Raw genomic sequence first — 16,663 nt, forward strand, 5'->3', positions numbered from 1 at the left:
TCCGCATGGACCACGTAGCCGGGGACCGGTTCGACACCAGCCGCTTCGAGGCCTCCCGCAACCGGCTGGCCGCGCTGGCCTACCGCCTGCTGGGCTCCGCCGTCGACGCCCAGGACGCGGTGCAGGACGCGTTCCTGCACTGGCAGGCCGCCGACCGGGAGCGGATCAGGGTGCCGGAAGCATGGCTGACAAAGGTCGTCACCCACCTGTGTCTCGACCGGCTGCGCTCGGCGCAGGTCCGCCGCGAACGCAGCACCGGCGCCTGGCCGCCAGTTTGGACAGCAGGCGGCCGATGTGGGTCTTCACCGTGCCCATGCTCAGGTGCAGCCGCGCCGTGATCTCGTCGTTGGACAGGCCGCGTGCGATCAGTTCCAGGACCTCGCGCTCCCGGCCCGTCACCCCGGCCAGCGGTGCGGGACCGTGGCCCGGACCGGGGGGCGGGTACGGGTCGGGGCGGCGGGCGAACTCCTCGATGAGGCGGCGCGTCACCGACGGAGCCAACAGGGAGTCGCCCGCGGCGACCACCTGGATGGCGGCCAGGACTTCCGCGGGCGGGGCGTCCTTGAGGAGGAAACCCGCGGCTCCGGCCCGCAGGGCCGCGTAGACGTACTCGTCGAGGTCGAACGTGGTCAGGATCAGCACCCTGACGCCGGCCGTCTCGGGGGAGCCGCAGATCCGCCGGGTCGCCTCGATCCCGTCCATGACCGGCATCCGGACGTCCATCAGGACCACGTCCGGCCGGTGCAGGCGCGCGAGTTCGACGGCCTCCGCCCCGTTGCCCGCCTCTCCGACGGCGGTGAGGCCGGGTTCGTTCTCGACGAGGATCCGGAAGGAGCCGCGCAGCAGCACCTGGTCGTCGACGACGAGCGCCCGGGTCGCGTCCGGGGCCGTGCCGACGTCGGCGTCCGTGTCCGTGCCCGCGTCCGTGTCCGCGTCCGTGTTCGCCGTCATACGGTCCTCCTCATGCCGTCCTGCGGCAGCCGGGCGGAGACCGCGAAGCCTCAGCCGGGGCGCGGGCCCGCGCTGAACGTTCCGCCGTACATGATCGCCCGCTCCCGCATCCCGACCAGGCCGTGCCCGTGTCCGTGCCCGTGGCCGCCCGGCCGTTCGCGGTCGGGCCCCGGGCCCGGTACCCCGTCGTCCGTGACATCGATCCGCACCTCGTGCGGGTCGGCCTCGACCCGGACCAGGCAGCGTGCGGGCGCCGCGTGCTTCACCGCGTTGGTGAGGGACTCCTGGACGATCCGGTGCACGGCCAGGGCGATTCCCGCGGGCAGACCGCCGTCGGGCAGACCGCCGTCGGGCACGTGGACACTCAAGTCGACCTCCACACCCGCCTGTCGGGCCTGCTCGGCCAGCAGGCCGAGCGCGTCGAGGCCTGGCGTCGGGTCCAGCGGGGCGACCGCCGCGGTGTCGGTGCGAAGCACGCCCAGGGTGCGGCGCATCTCGGTCATGGCGGCCCGGCTCGTGCGCTCGATGACGCGCAGCGCGTCCACGGCCTCCTCCGGGCGGCGCTGGGCCACATGTCCGGCGACCCCGGCCTTGACCGCGATCAGGCTGAGGCTGTGCGACACGATGTCGTGCAACTCCCGGGCGATACGCAGCCGTTCTTCGGCGATGGCCTGCTCGGTCCGCCGGGCTGCGAGCTCGGCCTGCCGGGCCCGGCGCGTGCGTACGACGAAGCCCGCCGCCCAGCCGCCGCCGAGGACCAGCCAGACGATGGCGGCGACCCCGGCCGCCCCGCTCCCGGTCTCGGCCGGTGTGACCAGGGCCTCCCCGGTGAGCACCGCGGCCGCCGCGAGGGCGAGCGAGGCGGCGAGCACCGGCACCGAGCGCCGCGGGGGACCGCTGAGGGCGACCGTGTAGAGGAGGAGGCCGACCGCGGTCCACGGCTCGTGCGTGACGTCCAGCAGGGTGGCGGCACAGGCTCCGGCGAGGGCCGTCGCCGCTGCCGGTACGGGCCACAGCCGGCGCACCGCGACCGGGAGGCCGATCGCCGCGGCCACGAGCACACCGGCCCACGCCGGCCCGGTGTAGGCGGGCTGCGCCCCGTCGCCCGGCATCCGCGTGAAGCCGACGTACACGGCGGTGATGAGCAGCGCGGTCACCAGGTCGAGCGTGAGCAGATGACGGTCCCGCAGCCCCCGTTGGGCACCCATGCCCCGACCGTACAGCGCGCCCCGCGTGCCCATCGGATACCCCCTCATGTGCGTCAACCGGCCCGCCCGATCAGGGGCATGAGGATCAGCGTGACGGTGATCGCCAGGCTCCAGCGCAGGACCGTGGCCCGGCCGGGCGCCGGGCCGTCGCGCAGCACGGTGAACGTCTCGCCGACGAACCGGGCCGCGGCTTCCGCGCCCTGCCGTCCGGCGAGCTGGAAGGCGAGGTGGTCCACGCCGGCGTGGAAGGTCCGGGCGAAGAGCCCGAGGACGGCGAAGACCCCGCCCCACAGGGCCGGCCCGGGTGCGCGGCGGCCGATGCGGGAGGCGAGTACGGCCAGGGCGGGCCAGAGCAGGACGGTCCCGGCGGCGAAGGCACCGTAGGAGACCGAGATCAGGAGGGGGTGCTCGACGCGGGCGGCGAGCTGCTCGGGGTAGAAGAAGTGGAACGGCAGTCTCAGGAGCACCCCCGCGCAGAGCAGCACCGGCCCGGCGACCAGGGAGACGCCGCCCACCCAACGCCCGGGAAACCCGGACCAGTCGACGGGCAGCAGCGGCGGCCTCGCCGGCCCGGCGGTGTCACGTGCGGTGTCACGTGTGGTGTCACGTACGGAGGACCTGCTCGGTGTCGTCGTCATGCCCCGAACGATCCCGCCCGCGCACACCCCACCGCATCGGAGCACGGTCCACTCCCCGAGGGCCCGCATCGGCCCCAGGTCCGACGCCGCCCCTTCCCCGGCGGCTCTCCGGGAGACGGCCTAGGGTCGCAGACATGACCGTCGCCCGATCCCTCGCCCTGTTCGCCGTCGCCGCCCTCTTCGAGATCGGCGGCGCCTGGCTGGTCTGGCAGGGCATCCGCGAACACAAGGGCTGGTTCTGGATCGGCGCGGGCGTCATCGCGCTGGGCCTGTACGGGGTGGTGGCGACCTTCCAGTCCGACGGGAACTTCGGCCGCATCCTCGCCGCGTACGGCGGCGTCTTCGTCGCCGGATCCATCGCCTGGGGCATGGTCGCCGACGGCTACCGCCCCGACCGCTACGACGTCATCGGCGCACTGGTCTGCCTCGCCGGCATGGCCGTGATCATGTACGCGCCCCGCACCCACTGACGCCGCACCCACTGACGCCGCACCCACTGACGCCGCGATCACCCGCCGGGGCGGCCCGGCGCCCGGCCGGAACGGTCGGAACGGTCGGACGCGGGCACCCGGGGCGGTCAGGCGCGGGCGGCGGCGGCCGCGACGATCCAGTTCCGGAACTCGACGGCGTAGTGCCGCAGGTGGTGGTCCAGGACCTCGTCCGGGCAGGTGACGGGGAAGTAGACCGACAGGTTCGCGGTGAAGCCGTCGGCCGTGTCGCCGAACTGGATCAGCGCCCGCCCGACGACGGTGCCGTCGGCCAGGAAGAGGTTCGAGGACATCTTGCGGGGGAACTCCGATTCCGGGAGGAGCTCGGCCGCGTCCTTGGCCCAGTCCAGCGCGTCGGTGCCCCAGCCGCCCATGTAGAAGTCGGCGATGTGCGGGCCGATGTTCTCCACCACGCGCGCGCCGATCTCATCGGTGCCCATCACGTAGTGCTCGGGGTGCGCCGCGAGGAGCACGCGCTCGTCCCCCGCGAACGCCTTGTCCATCCAGGCCAGGAACTCGCCCGAGGTCAGCCCCTTCGTCGCCAGCACGGTGGTGCCGCCCTTGAAGGCACCGTCCGAGGTGCGGGCGCTCTCGCGCAGGACGGCATTGCCCGCCTCGATGTCCGCGGCCAGGAGGTCGAGGAGCCCCTGGCGGCCCAGCAGCGTCCGGAAGCGGTCCACGGCGCGGCGGGCGTAGAAGAGCTCGAAGTCGTCGATGCTCCCGGCGCCGGAGGGTCCGGCCTCGAGCGTCACGGTGACCCCGGCGGGCTGAGAGGTCTGGTTGTCGATCATGGTGGAACCTCCGATAGGATGTGAATGCGAATTCGCATTCACATCTCGAGGTTACGCCCAAGGGGGCACCAGTTGTCAAAGGTCCTGCTCGGAGCGGCGCGGATACCATGCGGGACATGACCATGGAGCCGGAGCGCCCGGCGGCCTACCGGGAGCCCCAGCAGGCCCGTAGCGCCGCGACCCTGGCCCGTGTGCTGCGGGCGGCCGAGGAGATCGCCTCCGATTCCGGCCTGGAGGAGATGACCATCGCCGGTGTCGCACAGCGCGCCGGCGTCGCCGTCGGGACGATCTATCGCCGCTTCGAGGACAAAGAACAGCTGATCAGCGCCCTGACCGAGCGGATGCTGGAACGCCGCGAGGAGTACGTGGCCGAGCGACTGCGCGCGGCCGAGCCCTCCCTCCCGGGCGTCATGGACGCCTACGCGCACGCCCTGCTGCAGTCCTTCGCCGACCACAGCAGCCTCTTCCCCGAGCTGCTGCGCACGCGCGGGACCAGGTCCCTGGACCGCGGGGCCCGCACCATCACCGAACTCCACCGCCTCCTGCTCGAAGCGGCGGCCCCGTACGCCGGCCAGATCCGCCGCTCCCGGCCCCAGCAGGCACTCGACACCGCGGCCCGCGCCCTCCTCGGCGCCTGCTTCCACAACTCCGTACGCCCCGACGCCGCCACCGGCGAAGCGGCCAGGCGCCGGTACGCCGACGAGCTCGCCGACATGGCGACCGCCTACCTCCTCACCCCCGACCGGCGCCGCGACGCCGACACCTGAGCCCGCCGGGCAGGGGCGAGTGGCCTGGTCGAAAGTCGCGACCAGGCCACCGAGGCACGTCGTTCAGAGCGTCTCGTCGTGCAGGTCTTCCTCGCGCAGCAGGTCGTCCTCGCGCCGGCGCGAGCTCTCCTTCTGGTTCTTCTTCTGTCCCTGCTCGCGGGACGCCTTGCCCGGCTGGGGGTGCGCGGGGTCGCCGGCGCGATGGTGCTCCTGCGCCTCGCGGTCCTTGCCCGGCTCCTGGTGCTTGCCCTGTGTACCGCCCATGACGCGGTTCCTCTCGATTGCGTGGGAGGGGGATTCCCCGCCCATCACGCTGACAGGAAGATGCACAATCTGCATCATTTCGGACGCGGGGCGTGACGTGCGGGCGGTCGGGCAGGCGGACGTGCGGGTGACGCCCTCCCGGCCCGCAGGGTCCGCAGGATCCGTTAAGCCTCCGCGCCGGTCCGGGCCAGTCGGTTCACGGTGGCGATGACCTCGTCCGCGAGGGACTCCGTGTCGCCGATGGTGAGGTAGGTGACGTCGGCGACGGTGTGGAGGCCACGGACGAGGAAGGCGTAGTCCACTCCGTCTTCGAGGAGGAGCACGATCGGCTTCCCGAGGGCCGAGGCCCAGCCGATCTCGATGTGGGTGCCGGGGGAGGCAGGGTGGCCGGGGAAGGCGACGAAGACCGTGCTCGCGGAGATCTCGTCGTAGTCCAGGCGGGTGCACTCGTCGGGGGTGAGGAACTTCGCGCCCCAGGACTCGCGGCGGTGGGCGTTGTAGACCTGGTAGTCCTCGGCCTCCAGGCGCTCGATGAGCGTCTCGAAGCGGGTGCGGGCCTCGGTGTTCATGGCGCCGTTCGCGTCGACGAGGGCCTTGAAGGGGCCGCCGAGGAAGACGCTGCGGGTCTGCCGGCCGGCTGCGGTGGCGGTGGGGGCTGCGGTCGTGGTGGTCACTTCTTGACTCCCGTGATGATGTGGAACGGCGGGTGGGCGGTCTCGGCCGGGTTCGGTCCGGGCAGGGCCGAGGGGTCGGTGAGGAGGGGTTCCTCGACGGTGAGGTCGGTGAAGCCGGCCTCGGTCAGGACGTCGAGGTAGGTCCGGCGGGGCCAGTGGTGGTCGATGAGCTCCAGCGGCTCGCCGCCGCCGGGCTGGTCCAGGAGGACCTGGCGGCGCTCGCCGGGGGCGTAGGTGCGGCCGGGTTCGCCGCTGCGGAAGGTGGCGAAGCGGACGCCCGTGGTGGCGGGGTTGGTGTCGAGCACCGCGTAGCGCCCGCCGGGACGCAGGACGCGGTGGACCTCGGCGGCGATCTCGTGGAGGACCGGGACTTCGCCGACGTTGATGAAGACGTAGCAGGACATGGCCGCGTCGATCGAGTCGTCGGCGAGGAAGGTCAGCTTGCCGCTGTCGATCTGCCGGTACTCGATGCGGGGGTGCGGACGCAGGGCCCGGGCGATCTCCAGCATGCGGGGGGAGATGTCGGCGGCCACGACCCGGACGTCGTCGCAGGTCTCGGTGACGCGGGTGGCGACCTTGCCGGGGCCGCAGCCGTAGTCCAGGACCGTGCGCACGGAGGGGGTGCCGATGCCGAGGGCGCGGAAGACGGCAGGGTAGCCGATGAGGCGCTCGGGGAGGTCGTCGTAGGCGTCGAAGCCGTCGGCGATCGACGGGGTGGACTGCCAGTGGGTGCTGGTCGTCATGGCGGGGGCCTTTCAGCCTGCGGCGGGAACGGCGACGGGAACCGAGATCGGAACGGCGGGGACGGGTGAGGCGACCGACGCGGGGGAGACGCTCGGCCAGCGCTCCTCGACCAGACGGCGGTAGAGCGGCCACAGGAGCGTCAGCTGCTCCTCGCCGACGTGCTCCTTGCCGCGGATGCGGCGGTGGACCTCGAAGAGGACCAGGACCTGGGTCCAGTACTCGGGCAGCCCGTGGGTGCGCGGATCGGCGGCGAGCCGGTGCCGGCCGGTGCGCAGCTGCTCCTCGACGGCCAGGACCTCGCGTACGTAGGGCCAGTTGTCGCCCTCCGGCATGGCGGGGAACTCCCGCGCCGGGGGCTCGTCGGCGGCCGGATCGGCGAGGACCTCCAGGGCCCGGGCGTGGTCGGGGTCGTAGAGGTGCAGGGAGCCGACCTGGTGGACGTACGAGCCGAGGGGGACGCCGAGTTCGCGGGCGAGCATCTCCTGGAGGAAGGTGAAGGAGAAGACGTCGCTGGTCATCCCGCGGTAGACGTCGTTGGCCCGCATGAACCCCACGCCGTGCAGGGCGCCTTCGCGCAGCAGGAACTGCAGGCCGAGGGTGCAGGAGACGTCCGGATTCCCCGCGACCTGGAGCTCCTCGCCGCGGAAGATCTGGATGACGGCCCGCTTGGAGTCCGGGTCGTCCCGGAGCGTCTCCACGACGGCCGGCCACTGGTCCGGCCTCCCCTCGGAGGCTCCGAACAGGGCGCGACCGTAGGCGGTGCCCGTCAACCGGTGCCCGTCGGCGGAGTACTTGCGGATGCTGGGCGCGTAGTACCCGATGAAGTCCAGGTCGTCCCGCCCGGCCAAGTACCACAGGGCCTCGGCGAAGTTGAAGACGATGTTCAGGCGCCGGGCGGGGACGAGGGGCACCCGCTGGTCCGCCCGCGCGAGCCGGAACCGGACGCCGAGCTGCTCGCGGCTGGCGTAGCCGCGGGGGGCGTTGCGATAGGCGGGCTCCTCGATCAGCCACCGCAGCATGCGCGGGTAGGCCTGGTGAAAGGTGTCGAAGTCCACGGGGTCGCTCTCTGCCGACGACGGTGATCCACTGCGACGGAACGTAGCGGCCCCTGCCCCGGTTCTTCCCGTCCGACGGAATCCGCGCCTCGACGGACGAGCGGGCATCGCCGCAGGTCGGAAGCGTTCGACTAACCCGGATGGCAGAACCGGTCCCCGGCCCGGCGTCCCGGATGCCGTCCGTCCACCGGGTGAACCGCTGATCCGGATGCAGGGCATCACCGCAGGTCAAGGGCGAGAGAAACGTCAATTCGGCTACCCGGAGCCGATATCCGGCATTGACGGCGCTGTGACTGTGTGACGATCTTGCGCCGGAGGCCGCCGAACCCTCGGCGGCCGGGCGGACGGTTCCTGGAGGTCCCCATGGCCAGCGGTGAGATGTCGGCAGCGGTGCTCCGGGCCCTGGGCAAGCCCCTCGAGATCGAAACCAGGATCCGGCCCGTCCCCGGCCCCGGCCAGGCCCTGATCCGGGTCAGGGCGGCCGGCCTGTGCCACACCGACCTCCACCTGGCCGAGGGCTCCGCGGTCACCCCGCCGCTGCCCATCGTCCTGGGCCACGAGATCGCCGGCGAGATCGCCGAGATCGGCCCGGGTGTCGATGCCCGTCCGGGCGACCGGGTCCTCGCGTACTACTACGAGGGCTGCGGCCACTGCACCTGGTGCGCGGACGGCTCGGAGAACCTCTGCCCGGCCCCCGCGGCCAAGGTCGGCTTCGACTCCGACGGCGGACTGTGCGAGTACTACCTGGCGGGCGCCGGCTCCCTCGTGCCGATCGCGGACACGGTCTCCTTCGCCGAGGCCGCCGTCCTCGGCTGCTCGGGAACGACCGCCGTACGCGTCGTCCGGTCCGTGGCCCGTACCGCTCCCGGCGAGACCCTCGTGGTCATCGGCGCGGGTGGGGTCGGCCTCGCCGTCGTCCAGGTCGCCGTCGCCGACGGGGCCCGCGTCATCGCCGTCGACCCCCACGCCCCGAGCCGGGAACAGGCCCGCCGGTACGGGGCCCACACCGTGATCGACCCGCTGGCGGGCGACCCGGTGGCCGCCGTCCACGCCGCGACGGCCGCGGCGGGGTCGGGGGCCGGCTGCGACGTGGTGGTCGACACGGTCGGCAACGCGCACACCCCCGGCCAGGCCGTACGCATGACGGGAACCCGCGGCCGCGTCGTCCTGGTCGGCTACACGGGCAGGCCCGCGACCCTCGACGTCCTCGACGTGGTCGTACGGGAGACCGAGATCCGCGGCTCCGTCGGCGCCACCCTCGCCGACGCGCACACCGTGATGCGGATGGCCGAAGCGGGCCTCATCCGCGGGCACGTGGAAGCCGAGTACCCCCTGGACCAGGTCAACGAGGCCCTGACCCGGCTCGCCGCGGGGGAGGTCACGGGACGCCTGGTCGTCACTCCCTGAAGGCAGCCGCCGGGGTGCGGCCGCCGACTGCTCGGGGCAGCCGCCCGGGTGCGGTCGCGGACCGCTCGGGGCAGCCGCCCGTATGCGGCCGCCGACCCCTCGGGCCGGCCCTCCCGGTCAGAGCCGGAACAGCACTCCGCGCCAGCTCCAGCCGGCGTCGAGGACCGCCTGGCGCAGGGGGTCCTTCATCTCCCGGGTCTCGAAGCGGAGCGTCTCGACCCTGCGCTCGCGCCCGTCGGGCCCCGTCTCCTTCCCCCACACCCGGTACACCGCGTTCGCCGGCCCGCGGGAGCGCTGCCCGAGGACGTGCTCGCTCAGCGAGACCTCCCATTGCTCGTCGACGGCCCGCACCTCGTGCTTCGCCGCGTCCAGGCGCATGCGGGTCCAGAGCCGCACGCGCAGCAGCGGGAGCCGGCACTCGGCCACCAGGTCGCCCTCCTTCGGGGTCCCGTTGCGCACGGCGAAGGGGACGCCCGGCCCGTTGAGCGCGAGGAGCGCCGACCGGACCTCCAGGGGCGTACGCGGTGCGACACCCCCGTCGGGATGCCGGGTGCCGAAGTAGTTGTCGAGGAGACCCATGCCTACGCCCCCGCCCCGGTGTCCGGGCGAACCGTGCGCACGAACTCCTGGAAGTCCCCCAGGACCTCGTCGTGCTGGGCCGCCGTGGCGGTCAGGGCCAGCCGGATCACCGCCCGCCTGCGCGGGTCCCGGTCATCCGGGAAGGTCAGGAACACCTGGGACTGGACGAGGTCGTGCCGTACGTCGCCCACGACGGCCGAGAAGATCAGCCGCTGGGTCAGGGCGGGCGCGTCCGCGGTCCCGACCTCGCGGCGGTGGGCCACCACGACCGGCCGGGCGGCCTCGCGCAGGCGCAGCGCCGACTCGTCGGCGAGTTCGGCCAGGGTCGCCGACTCCTGCGGGACCTCGCCGGCGACGGTGATGTTGGCGGTGAACCCGTGGTCCGGGTGTGCGTGCACCGCGGCGAAGGACACCCCGGGGACGTCGACGCCGTCCGGGGGCGCGGCCGGCAGCCAGCCTTCCGGCAGGCGGAACTCGATCGGGATCGGCAGTGTCATGGGCATCGTGGGCCCTCCTCACGCAGGGAAGTAGATCAGAAGACCCAGTCGGCGGCCTTGCCGAGCGCGTCGACCCCGTCCCCGACCGCGTCGCCCACCGCGTCGGCCGCGTCGCCGACGCTCTGGGCCACCTTGTCCGGGTCGACCGTGAACTCGAGACCCACGGAGCCGCCCAGGGCGGGGGAGAGCCCCACCTTGCCGCCGATCTTGTACACGCCGTCGTCGTTCTTCTCGAAGCCCCACTTGGCCTCCGCACCGGGACCGGCCCACCCCTCGGCCGTGGCGCCGAAGCCGATGCCGGCGACCTCGCCGCCTCCGGCGACGGAGGCCTTCGCCCCGGCGAACGCCTTCGCGTTGACCACGACGCCGTCCTTGCCCGCCTTGAGGCCGGCGCTCGCCTCCGCGCCGGCGAAGCCCTCGGCCCGCCCGTAGACGCCGGCGTAGGGGCCGTACTCGACCCGCCCCTCGGCGAGCCCGCGCAGTCCTGCGGACGCCTCGGCCTTGGCGTTCAGGCCCGCGTCGGTGAAACCGAAGTTCGCGCTGGCCCGGGCGCCCCCGTAGGCGTCGGCGATCCCGGAGAGCTTCCAGTCCCCGTTGGTCGTCGACCCCTGGGCGTTGAGGTGGAAGAGGTCGGCGGCGGCCTTGACCGAGCCCTCCTTGCCGTACTTGGGTCCGGTGACCTTGAACTCGGCCCCGGGCCCCTTCGCCGACGCCGAGCCCTCGGACGTCCATCCGTCGGTCCTCGTCGCGGACTCGTCCCCCTTGGGCGCCCCGGCCTTCGCCAGGTCCCCCTCGGGGTGGGCGTTGAACCCGTTGAAGGTGGCGTCGTCGCCCTTGCCGAAGGCATCCCTGTTGCTGTCGACCACGGCGGCGCTCAAGGCGGTCCTGACGCTCTGGTCGGCCTCGGAAACGACCTTCACGCGGTCGTCGATGTGCTGCTGCCATGCCGCGACGGACTCGCGAATGATGGTCTGACCGTCGGGATCGTGGTGGTACGCGCTGCGCTCGGCGGGTGTGAGCCTGGCGTAGTCGAAGCCGACGCGCCCCTGCTCGGACACGGTCATGCCGGCGGCTATCGCGTCGTCGCGGGCGCTCTCGAGCTTCTGCTTGAGCTCGGTGAACTTGGCGTGGGCGTCCCGCAGCAGGCTCGCGATCGCCTTGGCCTGGCTCTGGGCCGCGGAGTACTCGTACCGGGTGGCCGCGAACTTCGTCCGGGCGGCGCCGGCGCTCACGCCGGCCCAGCCCTGGCCCATGGTGATCTTCTGGACGGTGTCGCCGTAGCGGATCTCGACCTTGTGCAACTCACCGGCCATTTCCTCCCACTGGGAGGCGGCCGTCGTCAGCAGGCCCAGGTCCGTGGTCATGACTTCGTGGTAGGTCAGCACCGCAGCCCTTACAGGTTGTTCAGTTTGGACTGGGACAGGAGCTGGTCACCCACGCCGGTGTCATTGCGCACGAAGAGGCCCGAGGCGCCGCGCAGCGCGTTCTTCTCGGCGGCCAGACGGCCCATCAGGGCTCTCACCTGCTGGTCCCACGTGTCCGCGACCGTCTTCAGACCGGCGGCGGTCTCCCAGCCGTCGAAGCCCTTGTGCGCGGAGTCGGTGGAGCCGTCCGCGTGCTCCGCGGCCTTCTTGGTGTGGGGCTCCAGCTCGTTCTCGATGGTGCCGGCCGCCGCGTTCTTCTGCGCCGGCGTGGAAGCGAAGTCCGGTGGCCCGCCGCCCGGTCCGGACGGCTCCGGCGGGATGCCGTTCACCTGCGTACGCACCTGCTGGTCCGCGCCTCCCGTGGGCACACGCCCCCACTCCTGAGCCGAATCCTCGGCCATGGCGCCCCCCCGTGTCGGCTGAATCCGATCATAGGACGAGTGTCGTCCGGCTCTGCAACCCCCTTGGTACCGAACGGAATAGGGGACACAGACCGTCCATACCCCCTCCACCCGATCCCCCTCCACCCACGTGAGCAAGCCCAGTCCCCCGGTGTCCCAAACCCTTCGCACGAGGTGGTGCACGTCGTACGGCGTTGCTCCACGACCTCGGCGACGCGATCGAATCGCTCGGCGGCCTGCTGACCGCCCGCACCGTGCCGTCGCTGCGCTGCGCTGCGCCGACGACGTCGCGGGCCCGGCCAACAACCAACTCGACGAACCGGCCACCGCCGACCTCCTCGCGGCGCGGGACATCCTCTGGGCGCCGGACGGGGTCGTCAGCTCCGGAGGAGTCATCCAGGAGGGCCGCCCCCACCCGGCCCACATCGAGGCGCCGCGCCCGGCCCGGCCCTTCACTCCGTGTACGGCAGCCAGGCGTTGTTGTTCGCGTTGTACCAGTAGCTGTGGCCGGTGTTCTGGGCGACCGTGCGGAACGGGCGGCCGTGGTCGTCGATGCGGGTGGTGCCCTTGCGGTCGCCACTGCTCCAGGCCAGTTCCAGGTACCAGCTGACGTCCTGACCGAGCGTGGCGGCGTCGATGTTCAGCACCTGGGGTTCGGTGGCGGAGACCTTGTAAGGGAAGTTGGTCGAGGCCGTCGGCCGCTCGCCCTCCTTGCCGGGTAGGGGCCTGGCCCTCGGCGAGGCGTCGTCCAGGTCCACGGCGAAGTTCGCCGGCACCAGCGCGCCGCCGCAGCCGGAGCCCATGGTGTACGCGTTCCAGCCGGGAGCCTTGCGGCCGCTCACGACACGGACGTACAGCGCGTGCAGGACCGCGGCCTTGCCCTCGGTGCCCTGGACGGTCAGCTGCATGCGCAGGTGCCCCGCCGGGACGGCGTCCAGGGCCCGGGCCCACCCCTCGGTCGCCTGCCCGGCGGGCGGCGGGGGGACCGTGCCGGGTGCCTTGTTCAGGGCGAACCACTGGTCGCAGGGGCTGTCCCAGTTGTCCGGCAGGACGTTGACCGTGAACGGGGCGGTGGGGGAGGCCCCCTCCTTGGCGGTGCCCTGCGAGGCGGGCGGGGACGCTGCCGAGGCGGACGCGGACGCCACCGAGGGGGACGACGGTCCCGGGCCGGACGGGGATGCGGAATCGGCTGCGGGCGTGGGTGACGACGCCCCGCCGGACGGCAGGGCCGGGCCCGCCGCCGCCCGCCCGGGTGAGGACGGCTGGGCGGCGCCGCGGCGCGTGTCCCCGTGACCCGCGTCTCCCATGGCGGAGACGGCGGCGGCGGTCCCCGCCACCGCGGCGGTGGCCACGGCGGCCGCAACGGCGAGCAGCAACCGATGACGCCGGGCCCTCGGTACGGAAGCCCGCGCGGGGCCCGGCTGGACGAGGACGGCGGGGGCGTCGGCGGGTGCCTCCGCCGCCGGTGCCGCTGCCGCTGCCGCTGCCGCTGCCGCTGCCGGTGCAGGGTCGGGGGCAGACGCCGGGACGGGTGCCTCCGCACCTGCAGGTCCGGGCACCGGGGCGGCTGCGGACGCCGGGGCCGGTGCGGGTGCAGGGTCGGTCTCCGCTTGCGGCCGGACCTCCGAAGTCGCCCCGGCTTCCCCAGCCACCACCGCCGATGCGGGCGGCGCCTCCGGGGCGGCGTCAACGCCCTGCGGCGCCGCGGAGTTCGCCGATCCCGCGCCCGAGGCCGCTCCCGCCCCCGAGGCCGGCCCTTCCGTCGCTGCCCGCCGCCGCTCCACCAGCGCCAGCAGCCACTGCTGGTGCAGCGCGAGCAGCTCGTCCGCCGAGGCACCGCAGACTCGGGCGAACCGCTCCACCGGGGCGTACTCCGTGGGCACCGCCGCGCCGCTGCAATAGCGGTGCAGCGTCGAGTTGCTGGAGTGCAGACGCTTCGCGAGCGTGCCGTAGCTCCGCCCCGAGCGCTCCTTGAATCCGCGCATCAGATCCGCGAACCGCTCCGTCTCCGTGGCCATTCCACCCTCCCCCTCATCCCGGAAGCACGTTCCAGGCTCGCCCGATCGCCCAGGTGAGAGGGGTCGGGAGCGTTCCAGGGTTCCTACTATCCCGGTCCGGACGCCACTGGAACGAAACCGGCCCCAGAGTTGCGTCATCAGCCGGTCGGATCCGGCGGTCGCCACGGCAGGGTCCCCACCCGCCCCACCGGCCGCCCTCATCCGCTTGCGGTCAACAGCCGATCGGAATACCAGCGCAACCGAGCCCGACCCAACCCAACGTCTCGTCAGGCGGGAAGCAAAAGCCTCCGTCTGACGACCGCACCCACACGGAGAGTTCCTCATGCGTACCTACCGACTCCGCACCACCGCCCTGGCCACCGTCACCGCCGGCCTCGCTCTGGCCCTGACCGCCTGCGGCGGCGCCGACAGCGCCGGCGGGCCGACCACGAACCCCGCCGGGGCCAAGAGCGCGGACCAGCCGGTCTCGACCGGGACCGTGACGCCGTCCGGGGAGGGCGCCGCCGCCCCTTCCTCCGGCAAGGCCACCGGAACCGGAACGGCCACCGCCACCCCGGCGAAGGCCGGTTCGGGCGGCAAGGCCACGGGGGACACCACCGGTGACTCCTACGCCTACACCCACCCCTGCTCGGCGCGGAACCTGACCGTCAAGGTCACGTCCCCGGCGGGCACTCCGGCCACCGTCCGCGTCATCACCGTGACCAACAACGGTTCCACCTCCTGCGGTCTGGACTACTTCCCCACCGTCGGCTTCAGCGCCAAGGGCGAAGCGCTCGGTCTCCAGGCCACCGCCCCCGGCGGTCTGGGCGGCGCCCCGGCGTACCCGGTCCGCCCCGGCGCCACCGCGTACGCGGCCGTGAACCTCAACCCGTCGGGTGGCAACGGCCCCGTGGCCGACGAGATCAACATCCTGGCCGACAGCGAGCACATGTCGAACGCCGACGGCGTCAGCCTCAAGCTGGCCAAGCCGGGCAGCGTCGCCAACCCGAAGGTCGGCCTGTACCGCACCAACACCCGCGACGCCCTGACCGCCTTCTGACCGGCCCTCCGGCGGTCGTGTTCGAGGGGCTTCACGGACATGTGAGTGGGGCCCCTGCAGATGGAACGGCACGGGTGAGCACGGGGGCATCCTGGGCAGGAGCCGGCAGCCGGATCAGTAGTCGGCGAAGTTCCAGAACATGCCGACTTCGGTGTCCGAGACGACGATCAGGCCGTAGTCCTCGGAGTAGACGCTCAGCGGGCTGTATCCCCAGGTGCGATGAACTCCGGAGGGTGGGCCGGGAAGTGGTACGTGGGGGACTGCTCGTACCGGCCTTGCGCCCCATCGTCGAGAGCGGACCAGCCCTGCGGGTCGGGGACCCCCTCCATCAGCGCGATGACATCGAGGACCCAGTCCCCGTGGCGGCGCGGGCCCGTGGCGTCGTAGGGGTTCGCGTCCTCGAAGAGATGGCGGACCGCGGCTTCCCAGGATCGCTGGTCGACGGGCACGTGATGGCGGCCTTTCCCTGCGGAGTGCCATGGCTTGCAGGGCGAATCCGGTCCGTGCCAGTGCCTGTCATCCGTGGTCGGTCGTCATCCGCACGGTCAACTGCCCGCCATGACCCCTGAGGTAATCGTCTTCCCCGGCGCCCTCGAAGAACCTTGATCCATCCAAGCGATCAAGCGAGCACGCGATCACGAACGGGGAACGACATGACCATACGGCGCTACACGCGCACCGGAGCATTCGCGGCGGCCACCCTCCTCGCAGGCCTCACCATCGGTGCCGCGCCGGCCACCGCCACCGCCGAGGGCGGCGAGTGCGCCGAGGTCCGCGAGAAGGTGGACCGGCTCGAAGGGCGGATCACCCCGAACGCCTGCGCCTTCATGAAGCGGCAGATCGCCTTCGGCGAGGCCCCCAGCGTCCAGACCTACCTGGACATCTTCGACGAGGAGGCCAGCCTCTGGGAGGCCGGCGGCAAGCCCCAGCGCGGCCACGAAGTGATCGGAGCCTCGATCGGCAACTCGCTCCGCCTTGTGCCGGACCTCCGCTACCGCGGCACGAACGTGGTCGCCGACGGCGCCGTGATGATGTTCGGCCAGCAGAACACGGTCACCCTCAAGGGCCAGAAGGTCAGCTACCCGCAGATCGCCCGCAACGTCCTCGGCGACGACGGCAAGACCATCCAGGCCCGCCGCTACTACGACCGCTACGAGCTGTTCCGGGTCTTGCCCGAGTCTCAGCGGCCCCGCCCCCTCTTCGCCGGCATCGCCGACCCGGCCGGCCCCGGCCCGCGCGGAGCGGCCCCCGACCGGTTCCACGCCCAGGAGATCCCTGCCCGCCTCGCCGCCTGGAACAGCGGGGACGCCGGCGCGCTGGCCGCCCGTACCGGCAACGCCAAGCTGGCCGGGCCCGGCCTGAACCGGTCGCTGACCACGCAGGTGGGCAAGACCGCCTACCTCCACCGGCTGTTCGAGAACGCGGACGTCGAGTTCAAGGCGGGCCAGGTCGCCTTCGGCCGCACCACCACCTACATCGAGTGGCACGGCACGATGACCACCCCCGACGCCACCGGCATCCCCTTCGGGATGGTCGAGCGCATCGGCCCGAAGGGCGAGTGGGAGCTCTCCTTCGACACCTTGCCGGTGATCGCGGACGGGGAAGAGATCCGAGGCCTGTTCAAGGCCCTCGCGAGCTAGCCGCCGTCAAGGTGCACAGCTGATCCGCTGAGAAGGGCAGGTCCCTCGGGGGCCGAGGTCCGCGTACCGAAGAGTCTC

General features: G+C 72.7%; 19 protein-coding genes and 1 pseudogene. 6 read left to right on the forward strand and 14 right to left on the reverse strand.

Annotation, left to right across the window (positions count from 1 at the left end; translation table 11 throughout):
- Positions 1-5: 5 nt before the first annotated feature.
- Positions 6-272: pseudogene (locus OG435_RS24160) on the forward strand (sigma factor); the annotation flags it as partial.
- Here the strand turns inward: OG435_RS24160 and OG435_RS24165 are convergent.
- The 3 genes from OG435_RS24165 to OG435_RS24175 are packed head-to-tail and all read right to left on the reverse strand — an operon-like array spanning position 199 to position 2,797.
- Positions 199-951: a response regulator gene (locus tag OG435_RS24165; protein WP_266879644.1), complete on the reverse strand. Its 753-nt coding sequence runs from the start codon at positions 949-951 to the stop codon at positions 199-201. The pseudogene OG435_RS24160 and the gene OG435_RS24165 sit on opposite strands and share 74 nt — an antisense overlap.
- A 50-nt stretch (positions 952-1,001) precedes the next feature.
- Positions 1,002-2,159, reverse strand: a complete 1,158-nt coding sequence (locus OG435_RS24170; protein ID WP_266879646.1) for a sensor histidine kinase — start codon at positions 2,157-2,159, stop codon at positions 1,002-1,004.
- Between the two features lie 53 nt (positions 2,160-2,212).
- Positions 2,213-2,797 carry a hypothetical protein gene (locus tag OG435_RS24175; RefSeq protein ID WP_266879648.1) on the reverse strand — a complete coding sequence of 195 codons (585 nt, stop codon included), beginning with the start codon at positions 2,795-2,797 and terminating at the stop codon, positions 2,213-2,215.
- A 134-nt stretch (positions 2,798-2,931) separates the two neighbouring features.
- On the opposite strand from OG435_RS24175, the gene OG435_RS24180 reads away from it, so the two are divergent.
- Positions 2,932-3,267, forward strand: a complete 336-nt coding sequence (locus tag OG435_RS24180) for a YnfA family protein (RefSeq protein WP_266879650.1) — start codon at positions 2,932-2,934, stop codon at positions 3,265-3,267.
- A gap of 107 nt (positions 3,268-3,374) precedes the next feature.
- Here the strand turns inward: OG435_RS24180 and OG435_RS24185 are convergent, their stop codons facing one another.
- Positions 3,375-4,076, reverse strand: coding sequence for a hypothetical protein (locus tag OG435_RS24185; protein WP_266879652.1), 702 nt, complete (start codon positions 4,074-4,076; stop codon positions 3,375-3,377).
- Positions 4,077-4,192: 116 nt separating this feature from the next.
- Here OG435_RS24185 and OG435_RS24190 point away from each other — a divergent pair, with 116 nt between their 5' ends.
- Entirely contained in the window at positions 4,193-4,843 is a 651-nt protein-coding gene (locus tag OG435_RS24190; RefSeq protein ID WP_266879654.1) for a TetR/AcrR family transcriptional regulator, read from the forward strand.
- Between the two features lie 63 nt (positions 4,844-4,906).
- On the opposite strand, the gene OG435_RS24195 is transcribed toward OG435_RS24190, so the two are convergent.
- The 4 genes from OG435_RS24195 to OG435_RS24210 form a co-directional block, all read right to left on the reverse strand.
- Positions 4,907-5,107: a hypothetical protein gene (locus OG435_RS24195; RefSeq protein ID WP_266879656.1), complete on the reverse strand. Its 201-nt coding sequence runs from the start codon at positions 5,105-5,107 to the stop codon at positions 4,907-4,909.
- Positions 5,108-5,271: 164 nt separating this feature from the next.
- Positions 5,272-5,781, reverse strand: a complete 510-nt coding sequence (locus tag OG435_RS24200) for a nucleoside 2-deoxyribosyltransferase (RefSeq protein ID WP_266879658.1) — start codon at positions 5,779-5,781, stop codon at positions 5,272-5,274.
- Positions 5,778-6,524, reverse strand: coding sequence for a methyltransferase domain-containing protein (locus OG435_RS24205; protein WP_266879660.1), 747 nt, complete (start codon positions 6,522-6,524; stop codon positions 5,778-5,780). Before OG435_RS24205 ends, OG435_RS24200 begins: the two co-directional genes overlap by 4 nt.
- A 12-nt stretch (positions 6,525-6,536) precedes the next feature.
- Positions 6,537-7,580, reverse strand: a complete 1,044-nt coding sequence (locus tag OG435_RS24210) for a thymidylate synthase (protein WP_266879662.1) — start codon at positions 7,578-7,580, stop codon at positions 6,537-6,539.
- 363 nt (positions 7,581-7,943) lie between these two features.
- On the opposite strand from OG435_RS24210, the gene OG435_RS24215 reads away from it, so the two are divergent.
- Positions 7,944-8,987: an alcohol dehydrogenase catalytic domain-containing protein gene (locus OG435_RS24215; protein ID WP_266879664.1), complete on the forward strand. Its 1,044-nt coding sequence runs from the start codon at positions 7,944-7,946 to the stop codon at positions 8,985-8,987.
- 117 nt (positions 8,988-9,104) lie between these two features.
- On the opposite strand, the gene OG435_RS24220 is transcribed toward OG435_RS24215, so the two are convergent.
- From OG435_RS24220 to OG435_RS24240, 5 genes are all read right to left on the reverse strand, one after another.
- Positions 9,105-9,566, reverse strand: a complete 462-nt coding sequence (locus tag OG435_RS24220) for a hypothetical protein (protein ID WP_266879666.1) — start codon at positions 9,564-9,566, stop codon at positions 9,105-9,107.
- Between the two features lie 2 nt (positions 9,567-9,568).
- The gene (locus OG435_RS24225; RefSeq protein ID WP_266879668.1) at positions 9,569-10,069 is read right to left on the reverse strand and encodes a hypothetical protein; all 501 of its coding nucleotides are present in this window, start codon (positions 10,067-10,069) and stop codon (positions 9,569-9,571) included.
- A 29-nt stretch (positions 10,070-10,098) separates the two neighbouring features.
- Positions 10,099-11,427 (reverse strand): hypothetical protein, encoded by a 1,329-nt coding sequence (locus OG435_RS24230; RefSeq protein WP_266879670.1) that lies wholly within the window; start codon positions 11,425-11,427, stop codon positions 10,099-10,101.
- A 29-nt stretch (positions 11,428-11,456) separates the two neighbouring features.
- On the reverse strand, positions 11,457-11,855 hold the full coding sequence (locus OG435_RS24235; protein ID WP_266879671.1) for a hypothetical protein: 399 nt from the start codon (positions 11,853-11,855) through the stop codon (positions 11,457-11,459).
- Between the two features lie 485 nt (positions 11,856-12,340).
- Entirely contained in the window at positions 12,341-13,906 is a 1,566-nt protein-coding gene (locus OG435_RS24240; protein ID WP_266879672.1) for a helix-turn-helix domain-containing protein, read from the reverse strand.
- Positions 13,907-14,228: 322 nt separating this feature from the next.
- Between OG435_RS24240 and OG435_RS24245 the strand changes: the two genes are divergently transcribed.
- Complete coding sequence (locus OG435_RS24245) at positions 14,229-14,945, forward strand: DUF4232 domain-containing protein (RefSeq protein WP_266879673.1); 717 nt, start codon at positions 14,229-14,231, stop codon at positions 14,943-14,945.
- A 194-nt stretch (positions 14,946-15,139) separates the two neighbouring features.
- On the opposite strand, the gene OG435_RS24250 is transcribed toward OG435_RS24245, so the two are convergent.
- A complete protein-coding gene (locus OG435_RS24250; RefSeq protein ID WP_266879675.1) occupies positions 15,140-15,394 on the reverse strand; it encodes a hypothetical protein in 255 nt (84 codons plus the stop codon).
- Between the two features lie 204 nt (positions 15,395-15,598).
- On the opposite strand from OG435_RS24250, the gene OG435_RS24255 reads away from it, so the two are divergent.
- Entirely contained in the window at positions 15,599-16,585 is a 987-nt protein-coding gene (locus OG435_RS24255; protein WP_266879677.1) for a hypothetical protein, read from the forward strand.
- Positions 16,586-16,663 lie beyond the last annotated feature (78 nt).

It is taken from the genome of Streptomyces sp. NBC_01264, assembly GCF_026340675.1.
Taxonomy (GTDB): Bacteria; Actinomycetota; Actinomycetes; order Streptomycetales; family Streptomycetaceae; genus Streptomyces.